Annotated in this window: 11 protein-coding genes; 4 read left to right on the forward strand and 7 right to left on the reverse strand. The window is 67.1% G+C overall.

The window, feature by feature from the left end:
* Positions 1–184 precede the first annotated feature (184 nt).
* Positions 185–1,159, forward strand: a complete 975-nt coding sequence (locus IEY07_RS11415) for a helix-turn-helix domain-containing protein (RefSeq protein ID WP_188895509.1) — start codon at positions 185–187, stop codon at positions 1,157–1,159.
* A gap of 95 nt (positions 1,160–1,254) precedes the next feature.
* On the opposite strand, the gene IEY07_RS11420 is transcribed toward IEY07_RS11415, so the two are convergent.
* Positions 1,255–1,671 carry a hypothetical protein gene (locus tag IEY07_RS11420; protein ID WP_188895786.1) on the reverse strand — a complete coding sequence of 139 codons (417 nt, stop codon included), beginning with the start codon at positions 1,669–1,671 and terminating at the stop codon, positions 1,255–1,257.
* Between the two features lie 912 nt (positions 1,672–2,583).
* Here IEY07_RS11420 and IEY07_RS11425 point away from each other — a divergent pair.
* The 3 genes from IEY07_RS11425 to IEY07_RS11435 all read left to right on the forward strand — a co-directional run bounded on the left by IEY07_RS11425 (position 2,584) and on the right by IEY07_RS11435 (position 6,000).
* The gene (locus tag IEY07_RS11425) at positions 2,584–3,831 is read left to right on the forward strand and encodes a M4 family metallopeptidase (RefSeq protein ID WP_229669981.1); all 1,248 of its coding nucleotides are present in this window, start codon (positions 2,584–2,586) and stop codon (positions 3,829–3,831) included.
* 80 nt (positions 3,832–3,911) lie between these two features.
* Positions 3,912–5,483, forward strand: coding sequence for a M81 family metallopeptidase (locus tag IEY07_RS11430; RefSeq protein WP_229669982.1), 1,572 nt, complete (start codon positions 3,912–3,914; stop codon positions 5,481–5,483).
* 133 nt (positions 5,484–5,616) lie between these two features.
* Positions 5,617–6,000, forward strand: a complete 384-nt coding sequence (locus tag IEY07_RS11435; protein WP_188895511.1) for a histone-like nucleoid-structuring protein Lsr2 — start codon at positions 5,617–5,619, stop codon at positions 5,998–6,000.
* Between the two features lie 17 nt (positions 6,001–6,017).
* Here IEY07_RS11435 and IEY07_RS11440 read toward each other — a convergent pair whose 3' ends face one another.
* From IEY07_RS11440 to IEY07_RS11465, 6 genes are all read right to left on the reverse strand, one after another.
* A complete protein-coding gene (locus IEY07_RS11440) occupies positions 6,018–6,686 on the reverse strand; it encodes a response regulator (protein WP_188895512.1) in 669 nt (222 codons plus the stop codon).
* Positions 6,687–6,788: 102 nt separating this feature from the next.
* Complete coding sequence (locus IEY07_RS11445) at positions 6,789–7,856, reverse strand: sensor histidine kinase (RefSeq protein ID WP_188895513.1); 1,068 nt, start codon at positions 7,854–7,856, stop codon at positions 6,789–6,791.
* A gap of 166 nt (positions 7,857–8,022) precedes the next feature.
* Positions 8,023–8,418, reverse strand: a complete 396-nt coding sequence (locus IEY07_RS11450; RefSeq protein WP_188895514.1) for a hypothetical protein — start codon at positions 8,416–8,418, stop codon at positions 8,023–8,025.
* A gap of 386 nt (positions 8,419–8,804) precedes the next feature.
* Positions 8,805–9,275, reverse strand: a complete 471-nt coding sequence (locus tag IEY07_RS11455) for a GNAT family N-acetyltransferase (RefSeq protein ID WP_188895515.1) — start codon at positions 9,273–9,275, stop codon at positions 8,805–8,807.
* 24 nt (positions 9,276–9,299) lie between these two features.
* On the reverse strand, positions 9,300–10,631 hold the full coding sequence (locus IEY07_RS11460; protein ID WP_188895516.1) for a PH domain-containing protein: 1,332 nt from the start codon (positions 10,629–10,631) through the stop codon (positions 9,300–9,302).
* A 36-nt stretch (positions 10,632–10,667) separates the two neighbouring features.
* Positions 10,668–11,741 (reverse strand): glycoside hydrolase family 6 protein, encoded by a 1,074-nt coding sequence (locus IEY07_RS11465; RefSeq protein ID WP_188895517.1) that lies wholly within the window; start codon positions 11,739–11,741, stop codon positions 10,668–10,670.
* Positions 11,742–11,775: the final 34 nt, after the last annotated feature.

The raw sequence follows: 11,775 nt of genomic DNA on the forward strand, positions 1-11,775 counted from the left end.
GATATCCTCCCATCCGGACTCGCTGCGGGCTACCGGGCCCCGCCTTGACGAGAAGCCGCGCGTGCTCCGGTCCGATCTTGATCAGCGCCTCGTTGATCTGCACTAAGCTGCCGAGCGCGAGCCGGATACAGACCTGGATTCGCAGGACCGAGCATGGCAGGGATGCTCGGCCGGGAGGGTGGCAATGCTTCAAGCTCTTGGGGTCAGCACGGAAGCTGAGTCGCTGTACGTCCAGATCGCGCGTCAGGAGGATGTCGCGCTGGACGAGCTGCCGCGCAACGGCTCCGAGGACCCCGAAGCGCTGCTCGGCGAACTCCAGGAACTGGGTCTGGTGATCGAGCCGTCACCTGGACGGGTGCGCGCATTGCCGTTGGCGGAGGCGGCCAAGGGGATCCGTGATCGCCGGGTCGCTGAGATCGACGCCGCGGTCCGGGCGGCGGAGGCGATGAGCCTGCACATGTGGGAGAGCGTCGCCCCGTCGATCGGCATCGAGGTGCTGATCGGCCGGGAAGCGGCAAGCAAGGCGATGGCCGACCTCTGCCACCATTCGCAGACCGAGATCGCGGCCTTCGACCGGCCGCCGTACGTCAACACCCACCAGCCGACGGTCGCCTATCTGGAGGAGAACTCCCCCGAATACCAGGCGCTGACCCGTGGCGTCTCGGTGCGGGCCGTCTACCATCCCGGATTCGACATGGAGCGGCTCAGCGAGTTGACCTTGTTCCTGCGGCACGGTGAGCAGGCCAAGCTCGGCGACGTGCCGATGAAGCTGATCCTGATCGATCGCAAGGCGGCCGTACTGCCGGCTCCGCAGTCGTACAACCCGGGCCAGGAGGTCCGTGTCACCGTCGTACGCCACCCGGTGGTCGTTGAGGCGCTGGTATCACTGTTCGAGGCGGTCTGGGAGCGATCGGTCGCGATCCGGCCCACCGACACCGGAGAGCTGCAGCAGGATCCCCGCCGGGACGCGCTCGTGTCGCTGCTGATGAGTGGCGCGACGGATTCGGCCATCGCCGGTCAGTTCGGGGTCACCGAACGATCCGTCCGTCGCTGGATCGCGGAGTTGATGGACGAACTGGACGTCCGCACCCGGCTCCAGCTGGGTGCCGCCCTCGCACGGACCCAGGCATTCCGCCGGGACAACCGACAGCTTTTCTAGCTCGTCAGCTGTTCTTGGGGCGTCAGCCGGTCTGGGGAAGGGAATGACAAACCGCCGGGTCGCGACGCACGACCCGGCGGTTCACTCTGTGAAGGTCAGAGACCGTTGACGCCCAGGCCGTTGACGCCACCTGCGCGATGCACGGTAAGGCCGTTGACACCCAGACCATTGACACCCAGACCATTGACACCCAGCCCATTGACGTCGAGACCATTGACGTCGAGACCATTGACGTCGAGACCATTGACGTCGAGACCATTGACGGCCAGGCCGTTCACACCGAGACCGTTGACGCCACCGGGGAGGTAGATCGACAGCCCGTTGACCGCCAGACCGTTGACATCGCCGGCGCGATGCACGCCGAGCCCGTTGACATCGCCTGCGCGATGAGCACCCAGGCCGTTGACGTCCGCCGCGTGGGCCGGGGCCATGCTGATTCCGAAACCTGCTGCTGCAACCGCAGCGATGACGGCACCCCGAGCGATGAACCGTCGTACTGATACTTTGGACATGATTCCTTCCTCCGTACCGGCCCGTTGTGGTCGAGGGGAGGACCCGACCTTCCGGCTACGGATGATTCGACTTTACTGAGAACGTACGTGCTGCGCACGCCGTCACGGGCCGTCCCGAACCGGACATGTCCACTATTGGACAGCCGGCATCGCCCCGCACTGCTGATATCGCGCCCGGCAGATCACCCGAACAGCGCCGACTGTTCAAACCACGGCCGGACTACGGGCTTGCCGATCTCACGGCAAAAGATACCCGCAGCAGCACCTTATCAATCACCGCAGGCGTAATCACGAATCCGTAAAGATAGGTCTGATCCCAGCTCGCCACGGGAGTCCGAATTCCTAGCGCGGCGGCGCACTCAGCGGACCGGGTCCATGTCCAAAGCCCGGCCAACTCTCGAGGTGGTCGGTGGGGGTCATCACCGATTCACCCAAACGACGGGGTGGCCGTTCAGATCGCTCCCGGGGGGAATCGCTGAGCGATCTGCCAAGCGAGCAGTGGTGCGTCGGGTTCATCACTGCTCACACGGCCTCGTCGGTCGAGGGCTGAGCGCGCCGCCCACGTCGGAGCTCCAACGCTGAGGTCAACCTCGACCCTCGGCAGGTCCTCAGACCCGTCGTGGGCCGGAGATCCAAGCGCTGCGGTGCAGACACAACATTAGTTGCCGCCGGTACTGCGCAAGTACCGCTGAGCCGTCCGCAACCGGACATTTCCGGTTGTGGACAAGTCGGCTTCGTTGGCCTCTTCCGGCCCATCGGTGGCGCCCGGAGCGGGTGCCTGTGGATGAATCCGGCGACCCCACCCCTGATCGGAATTAGCCTCGATCGTCCGATCCGGCCGGTCCATAGGGGGTCTTCATCATGCCATCCAGCAAGCACTCAGCCACGTCATCGAGCACACCGTCCCCGGCGGTGTGCTCGATCATTCCGTCCTACCTGTTGCAACGCGTCGTCGAGACGTCGGACCGCTCACCGCACCCCGGCGAGCGGACCCTGCTGCTCGACGAGCAGCTCCGCGAGAGCCGGTCACGTCGCAGGACCGGCAAGACGGGCACGAAAGCCCGTACCACATCTCGCACGAAATCCAGTACGGAACCCAAGTCGCCGGATGCCCAGCGCACCATCGACGATGCCGCCAACAGCGAGACGTTGCCCGGCAAGGCGGCACGCAAAGCCGGCGATCCGGCGACGGAGGATCCGGCGGTCGATGAGGCCTGGAAGTCCTCGGCCCAGATCTGGGACCTGTACGCCGAGGTCTTCGAGCGCCAGTCCGTCGACGGCCACGGCTCCGGAGTCACCGTGACGGTGCACTACGGAAATGACTACGACAACGCCTTCTGGGACGGCAAGCAATTGGTCTTCGGCGACGGGGACGGCGAGGTCTTCGAGCGTTTCACCAAGCCCATGGACGTGATGGCCCACGAATTCACCCACGGCGTCACCCAGGACACCGCCGGCCTGTCCTATGACGGCCAGTCGGGCGCGCTCAACGAAAGTGTCTCCGACGTCTTCGCCGCGATCTGCACCCAACGGGTGAAGAAGCAGACCGCGGCCAAGGCCGATTGGTTGATCGGCAAGGGCATCTTCGTCGAGGGTATCAAGGCCAAGGGCCTGCGATCGATGAAGGACCCGGGTAGTGCGTACGACGACCCGCGGCTGGGCAAGGACCCTCAGGTCGGCTCGATGTCCGACTACGTCCAGACCACCGATGACAACGGCGGCGTGCACATCAACTCCGGGATCCCCAACAAGGCGTTCCAGCTGGCCGCGACCAAGCTCGGCGGCCACAGCTGGGAGCAGGCCGGGCCGATCTGGTATCAGGCGCTCACCGGCGGCGAAGTCACGGCACACACCGACTTCGCCGGCTTCGCGAAGGCGACCGTCAACGCCGCGACCAAGCTCTATCCCGACGAGCCGAAGATCGCGGCCACGATCACCGCGGCCTGGACCGAGGTCGGCGTGCTCGACAAGGGCGGCGACAAGGCAGGGCCCCCCGTACGCCACCGGTCCCGCCCCGTCGCGATCGCGCGCGGCAGCGAAATCGCCGGCCGGCCCGGGACCGAGACGGGTGAATCGATCAAGATCGTCCTCGACAGCGCCGGGCCCGCCAGGCCGCGGGCCCGGAAGCACCCCGGGCCCGCGGCCGGCCGAGGCCGATGACAGAATCCAGCCATCACGATCACCGGTGATCTTGAACCCAGCAACCTGTCGATCCAACCCGTCCTGGGAAAGGCGTGCCCGTGTCCGAAACTCCTCTCGCCTCGCAGATCTGGTGCGGACCGTTGCCCGCCGTCGAAGCCGGCGGCATCGAAAAGCCCAGGATCGGCATCGGCGGCATGTCGATCGAGGCCAGCACCTATTCACCGCACATCAGCGGGCGGGAGGCATTCGCGGTCCGCCGTGGAGAAGAGCTGCTCGGCTACTACCCGTTCTTCACCGGACGCCGGGACGACATCCTCGAGGCCGCGACCTGGGTGCCGCTGGTGCACGCCCGGTCGCTGCCTGGGGGTGCGGTGGATCCGGACTTCTTCGACTGGGTGAAGAACGAGTTGATCACCGCGGTCCGGGAGTCGATCGCGGCCGACGGCCCGTTCGACGGCTTCTACTTCGACATCCACGGTGCCATGAGCGTGATCGGCCGGACCGACGCCGAAGGTGATCTTGCGACCGCGCTCCGGGAGGCGCTCGGCCCGGACACCCTGATGACCACCTCGATGGACCTGCACGGCAATGTGTCCCGCGCCTTGCTGGACGCCACCGATCTGATCACCTGCTACCGGATGGCGCCGCACGAGGACGCCATGAACACCAAGGAACGCGCCGTCTACAACCTGCTCAGCCGGTTCCGGGCCAGCACCGGATCCGATGTGCAGGCCCGGCGGCCGTACAAGGCCTGGCGCCCCGTCCCGGTGCTGCTGCCCGGCGAGAAGACCAGCACCCGACTGGAACCGGCCCAGAGCATCTACGCCCAGGTACCGGTGACCGAGGCGATGGACGGCGTCCTGGACGCGGCGATCTGGGTCGGCTACGCGTGGGCGGACGAGCCGCGCAACCAGTGCGCCGTGGTCGTCACCGGTGATGATCAAGGGGTGATAGCCCGCGAGGCCCAGCGGCTGGCCAAGCTCTACTGGGACGCCCGCAAGGACTTCGTCTTCGTCGCCGACGCACTGCCGTTGGACCAGGCACTCGACGCCGCCCTGGCCGAGGGTGCGCCGCGGCCGTACTTCATCTCCGATTCCGGTGACAATCCGACCGCGGGCGGCACCGGTGACGTGTCCTGGACGTTGGGCGAGCTGTTGCAGCGGCCGGAATTCGCCGGTACCGACCACACCGTCATCCATGCATCGATCTTCGATCCGGTCGCGGTCGACGCTGCGGTCGCCGCCGGCGTCGGCGGCACGGTCGAGGTCGAGGTCGGCGGCCACGTCGACGGCGGGCCACGCGGGCCGGTACCGATGAAGGCTGAGGTGTTCTCGATCACCGAGGGCGATCCGACCGCCGGCACCCAGGTCGTGCTGCGCTCGGGTTCGGTCTACGAGATCGTCACCCAGCGCCGCAAGCCCTTCCATCGGATCACCGACTTCACCGCGCTCGGACTCGATCCGCTGCAGGCCGACATCGTGCTGGTCAAGATCGGCTATCTCGAGCCGCAGCTGTACGAGGCCGCTGCCGGCTGGAAGCTCGGGCTGACCCCGGGTGGAGTTGATCAAGACCTGCTGCGGCTGCCGCACACCCACCTCGAGCCGGGGGTCTATCCCTTCGACGAGCTCGACACCGATCCCGATCTGACCCCGGTCGTCACTCGGCGCTGAAGGTAGAAATCCTCCGAATTCCGCACAAGGGAGCACTCAGGAAACTACGATGTGATGCGGACGGTTCCGTCGGGGAGAACTGTCCGAAGGGGGCAGGTACGTACGGGCTGCCTCCTCTCGGGGGAGGAAACAAATGGCTCACCGGGTCACTGCCGTTTTGGTAGATGATCTTGATGGTCACAGCGCTGCAGACGAGACGGTGTATTTCGCTCTGGATGGCCTGAACTACGAGATCGATCTGTCCGACGAGCATGCGGACCAGCTCCGCGAGTGTCTGCGTCCGTGGCGGGAACATGCCAGGGTTGTGCCGCAGTCGCGGCGGCAACGTCGTCGCCAAGTCAATCGACAGGCCAACGGTCAACCGCATCGGGCGATGTCCCGCGTCGACCGCGCGCATGCGCAAGCGATCAGGACCTGGGCGCTGGCCAACGGCCTGCGGGTCTCGGCGCGGGGCAAGATCCCGGACGCGATCCATCGGGCCTTCGAAGAGGCCCACGCAGGTGAACGCGTCGCCTGAGCCGGGCGCGGCCAGGCTCAGCTGACGCGGATCAGGCCGGACTGGTAGGCCAGGGCCACCACCTGCGCCCGGTCACGCGAGCCGGTTTTCATGATCACCCGCGCGACGTGGGTCTTCACCGTTGCCTCGCTGACGACCAGCTTCTCGCAGATCTGCCGGTTGGACAGGCCTTGGGCGATCAGGGCCAGCACCTCGAGTTCGCGCGGCGTCAACAGGCTGCGCAGTTCGGCGGCACCGACCCCGTGATCGGGGACCTGTGAGAGCCGCTCGATGACGCCGCCGGCAATCGACGGATCGAGCCAGGCCTCGCCTGCCGCCACCCGGCGGATGGCCGACGGCAGGTCCTGCGGCGCCGCATGCTTGAGCAGATAGCCCTGGGCTCCGGCGCGCAGTGCTGGATAGACGGATTCGTCGTCACCGAAGGTGGTGAGCACCAGCACCTTGGTCGGGCGATCGGGATCAGCCGGGTCGGTCGTGATCCGCCGGGTGGCCTCGATGCCGTCCAGGCCGGGCATCCGCAGATCCATCAACACGACGTCGGGTGAATGCTCGGCGACCAGTGCCAGGACCTGGTTGCCATCGGCCGCTTCGCCCAGCACGGTGATGTCCGGCTGGGCTGCCAGCAGCATCACGATTCCGGCCCGGATCAACTCTTGATCATCGGCAACCACGACAGAGATGGACACTCCTGTCGCGCCCCTTTCTCCAGCCGTCGCACCGGACGGTGATCACGTCCGGGGACGATGATAGTGCCGGGTCTCGACGCTGGATACCGCAAGGGAGGATTTTTACCCCTGGGTCGAGACTGCCTCGACGACAGCCGTACGCATCGACGCGACGGGGAGCGTGGCACGGACCACGAATCCGCCGGTCGAAAGTTCCTCTGTCTCCAGTCGGCCCCCGACCAGCCGGACCCGTTCGGACAGGCCGGCCAGGCCGTTGCCGGTGGACAGCACCGCCTGGTCGGAGGCCGCCCCCGCGGCATTGCGGACGGTCAGCACCAGCTGCGGTGGGATCCACTCCATCCCGACCGCTACCTGGGCACTGGTCCCCGCATACTTGCGGGCGTTGGTCAACGCCTCTTGGACGATCCGGTAGCAGGCCAGCTCCACGCTCGGGTCGAGCTCACCCGGCGAACCGTTGATCGCCAACTCGACCGTCTGTCCGGACGACCGCGCGGTCTCCAGCAGCTGCGGAAGATCAGAAAGCTGCGGCTGGGTCGCGGTGGTCTGGTCCGTGCCGTCGGCGCGGAGCACGCCGAGCAGCCGCTGCAGCTCGTTCATCGCCTGGACGCCGGCGCGCTCGATGATCTCCAGGCTCGGCCCGACCTTGGACGGATCCAGATCCATGATCGCCCGGGCGCCGGCCGCCTGCAGGGTCATCACGTTGACCGTGTGGGAGACGATGTCGTGCAGCTCGTGGCTGAGCATCAGCCGCTCGTCGCGGCGGGCGATCTCGAGCGCCTGATCATGCTCCCGACGCAGGTCACGGATCCGGGCCAGCGAACGGTAGCGAAAGCGGCCGAAGGACCAAACGGCCACAGGAAGCACCACGTCAGAAACGACGACTGCGATTACCCAGCTGCCCCAATGCGTCGTGCCGACTGGGCTGCTGTTGACGACCGAAACTCCCAGAACTCCCAAGGTCGCCACAAGCGCGAGCACCGCACCGTACCGGTGCGCTGCGACAGCTACCCCGTACAAGGCCACGAAAAGGATGCCCACCGGCTGCATATCGGGCGCGAAGACTGCGCTGAAGCCCACACACCACGCAATGACGAAGGTCAGTGTCGGCCACCGACGGCGCACCACCAGAGCGGCCGCACCGATCAGGATCAACGCGACGCCGACTGGCACCGGAAGGAGACCGGCGCCATGCCGCAAGCCGGCGGAGCTGGCATTGAGATATGTCGTCAGATCAAAGGCCCCTGCTGCCGCTGCCAGGAGAACGTCCAGCCCTGACTGCAGTGCTGGACGGACGGGTCGAGCCGGTCCGGCTCGACCTAGATGGGCGACGGACACGTCAACACGACTTGCAGAAGTCGAGGCAGATGACCCGACAGATCCACGGGTCCCCGCCGACCGGCCCGTCATCCTCGCCCAGAGTCTCTTTGATCTCGAAAGCAACGATGCCGGTCTGTGTCTCGACGAACTCGGCACCCGGCTGCTCGCGGGACGCGATCTCGACCGCCTCGTCGTAGCCGACCAGACCCGGCCGGATCCGGAAGACCTCGTGGTTGCCTTCCGGGGTCACGATCACGAACTCGCCGGCCTGCCGGGCGACCCGGGACAGCTCCGCGTCGAGCGGCGGCGCGACCTGGACGACCTGAGGATGGATGATCTTGCCCGTGCCGACGGCCTCGCCGACACTGCCACCGTCGCCCCGGGCGTGGATGGCGACCTCTGAACCAATCTGCATGCGATGATCATTGCGCTGATCGGATGGTTACGCATCAGTCCGAGCCAGAAATACCGTGGGTATGGCTGCCGGTGGTCCCCTGTCATCCTGGCGTAGTACGCGAAGATGATGCCGAAGGTTGACGACGCAGATACTCCGGTGCGAGAGTCTTATGTCGTGCTCATCGCCGAATGGGCGCGAACGGGGGGATGATCGGTGCCCGCTTTGGGGGAGGCCAGCGCCGGTTCATAGTGCCCCACCGGACTACATGGAGTCGTGACGCCACGGGGGATCGTCACGCAGCCATGTGGTCCGGTCCGGTGAGGGGATGGCGGCTGTGTCCGCCGCCGCCAGCCCCTCACCGCGTGGGCCCACTTCTGGGTATCCGTCTCAGGCAACATCCAATGTCACGAAACGACCAGCGTCATGAACGTGCTGTACGGATCGTGGCGATAGTTGCCGAAGGGTGCGCACTCGACGAACCCGATGCTGGCATAGAGCGCACGAGCGGGCGCGAAGAACTCTCCACTTCCGGTCTCCAGCGAGATCCTGCCGACACCGCGGCTGTTGGCGTCGCCGATAATCACCGAGACCAGCCGCCGTCCGATGCCCCGGCCACGGAATCCCGGATCGGTCCGCATGCTCTTCAACTCTTCATGATCGACTTCCAGCGCCGCCAGGCCGACGGTGCCGACGATGGTGCCGTCCTCGCTCCGGGCCACCCAGAGTCGTACGCCGGGTGCCTGCAGCGCGATCAGGTCCAGTGCGTGCCGGCTCTCCGGCGGGCTGGTCGGTTCAAGATCATCGAGATGGGCTTGCAGGAAGGTCGCCAGCCCGGGATCCGAGAAATCGGCCCGCTCGATGATCACCGCCGTCATGATCACCAGCCTGCCATGGCAGCCTCAGACCATGCCGTCCAGCAGGCCGACCGGGTCCGTCGCCACCGACTGCAACGCACCATCCAGTGCTACGACGTCGGTGTACTCGCGGTGCGCGGTCGCGCTGAGATGCATCCCGTACGGACTCCGGGCGAAGACGTAGGTGACCGCGTTGGGACCGGCCGGCTCGGCCGCGACCACGTATTGACCGTGACGCTGGCCGTCAAGATCACCCGGTTCCACGAAGTCCACGTCGTCGGCAGAGATGCCGCCGAAATAGCTGAGATTGATCTTCGGTGCCGAGCCCGGTGACGCCATCGTCGGCATCTGTGCCGGGCGTCCGCGCCGCAGCACCGAGCGCGCGGCGATCGCCGTCAGCAGCACCAGCGGTACGCCGTCGGCAGCCGCGCCGGCCAGTTCGGCGCCGAGCGCGTTGGGATCGGCAAGATCATCGGGGAGCAGATACGGTCCGACCGCGAAGTTGCCCTGCACGGCCGCACCCTCGGGCAGATAACGCCGGCAGTTCATCATGGTGAAAACGCCGTCACCGGTGTCGATGCCGTGCAGCCGCAGGGCCCGGACCGAGGCCGCCATCCAGAGTGCCGCGACCGAAGCTTTGGGAGCATGATCAGCACGCCAGGTCCGCAGGGCGGCCTCGACGTCCGGCGTCGCGGTCCGGGTGATCAACTCCGGCGTCCCGACGGTCGCGGCAACAGGAGTTTCCGCCGCCCCTGTCGCAGGTCCCAGCGGCAGTGCCCGGCGGAAAGCCCTGATCGCCCGCCGCGGATTCCGGCCGAACTGGTTGATCAATGCCGCAGCCAACGGAAAGCGGGTCGTGCGGCCGCTGGTGATCAGGTCGAGCGCCCGGTCGGGATCACCCGCGCGCAACAGCCCGAAGAACCACGGATTGGCCGTCGCGGTGTCACCGATCACATGCGCCGAGCGCATCGCCGCCGCCCGGTCGCTGATCGCGATCATGAACGGCAATCCGTCCAGCGGCCTGGCCTGCAGCAACCGAGCCAGTTCCACGGCGTCGGCACCGGCCGGGGCCGGGACGATCACCGCCCCCAGGTAGCCGTCAAGCTGGTCGGCCGGGACCGGACGCCGTACGGCGGTCCGTTCGTCCATCCGGCACACCAGCGGATGCCGCGGAGCGGTCTGCCAGAGCTTGATCAACAATTCCCGCACCCGGGCGGTCGACGGTGTCCGGACCGGCCCGATCGCCCGTACGGTGTGGAAAGGCATCCAGGCCCGGTCGCGGAGCGGGATCCGGACCGCCGTGAGCCGCTGTTCCTGGGCCGGTCGCGCTGCCACCGCGGTCGCCACCGGACTGAGGGCGTCGGCTGACGAGTTCATGAGGGGCTCCTTTTCGAACCTGCTGACAAAGAGGTGTTACCAACCCGCGTTGCGGGCGAGCTGATCGGCGTACTGGGGCCAGAACTGTCCGGCCTGCGGTTCGTTTCGACCACAGTCGCCGTCGGACTCCCCCGGCGGTTTGATCCACAGATAGGCGTCGATGTTCGGGCCCGGCGCGGCGCGCGGTGTCGGTCCGAGCGCGCGACCCTGCGGGTTGCACCAGTTCTCGTCGCCACCACCGGTCGCCGGCCCGTTGCCGCTGCGACCGGTGTCGATCACGAAACTCTTCCAGCCGACCCGCGACGAGATCTGCCGGCCGTAGTTGGCGACGTCGTCGGCCTTGAAGAAATTCGACACGTTGAGGGAGAAGCCGCGCGCGTGCGCCACCCCCGCCTCGGAGAGCCGCTTGGCGGCCTCCTGGGGTGGCAGCCAGTCAACCGTTCCGGCGTCCAGATAGACGGCGGTCCCGTGGACGGCCGACAGCCAGGTGGTGGCCGCCCGCAACAGGTCAAGGCGTTCGCCCCGCCGGCTGGCCGGCAGATTGTCCAGCAGCCCGAGCGCATCGGGCTCCAGGATCACCGCGACCCCCGGACCGTCGGCGGCGCCACCCTGCTCCAGCCCCGCCACGAACGCCTTGATCCAAGCGACGTACGCCTCCCCTGACGGTGCACCGCCTGCCGAGTACCCACCACAGTCGCGCAACGGGATGTCGTACGCGACCAGCGTGGTGACCTGCTGGCGTTCCCTCGCCTGTTTGACGGCCGTCGCGACCTGGTCGGTGAGGGCCTGCCCGGTGGTCGAGGAATCGGCGAACCAGGTCGCCGTCGGCTGAGCCGCGATCTTGCGCAGCCGTTCGGCCTCACCGGTGTTCCCCGCCTTCTGGGCGGCGGCGGCCGCCGACTGCGCGGCACCGTACTGCGGGACATACATGCCGGCATTCCGGAAGGGGGATACCGGTACCGCACCGCTCGGCTTCTCGGGGAAGCTCCACGGTTTGCCCATCCGGTCGGCCTGCTGCTTGCAGCGCGAGACCGACACCTCCGGACGGGCGGACGCGTCCCCGCGATGCGTCACGATGACGGCAGCAGCGATCACCGCGATCACCACCATTGCGGTGATCGACGACAGAACGATCCAACGCTTC

The sequence above is a fragment of the Microlunatus endophyticus genome (assembly GCF_014646195.1).
Classification (GTDB): domain Bacteria; phylum Actinomycetota; class Actinomycetes; order Propionibacteriales; family Propionibacteriaceae; genus Microlunatus; species Microlunatus endophyticus.

Bases quoted from the DNA above. Each gene is read 5' to 3' on its own strand.
- IEY07_RS11415 (WP_188895509.1), top strand. From the start codon at position 185: ATGCTTCAAGCTCTTGGGGTCAGCACGGAAGCTGAGTCGCTGTACGTC.
- IEY07_RS11435 (WP_188895511.1), top strand. From the start codon at position 5,617: ATGGCTCACCGGGTCACTGCCGTTTTGGTAGATGATCTTGATGGTCAC.
- IEY07_RS11450 (WP_188895514.1), bottom strand. From the start codon at position 8,418: ATGCAGATTGGTTCAGAGGTCGCCATCCACGCCCGGGGCGACGGTGGC.
- IEY07_RS11455 (WP_188895515.1), bottom strand. From the start codon at position 9,275: ATGACGGCGGTGATCATCGAGCGGGCCGATTTCTCGGATCCCGGGCTG.
- IEY07_RS11465 (WP_188895517.1), bottom strand. From the start codon at position 11,741: ATGGTGGTGATCGCGGTGATCGCTGCTGCCGTCATCGTGACGCATCGC.
- IEY07_RS11420 (WP_188895786.1), bottom strand. From the start codon at position 1,671: ATGTCCAAAGTATCAGTACGACGGTTCATCGCTCGGGGTGCCGTCATC.
- IEY07_RS11460 (WP_188895516.1), bottom strand. From the start codon at position 10,631: ATGAACTCGTCAGCCGACGCCCTCAGTCCGGTGGCGACCGCGGTGGCA.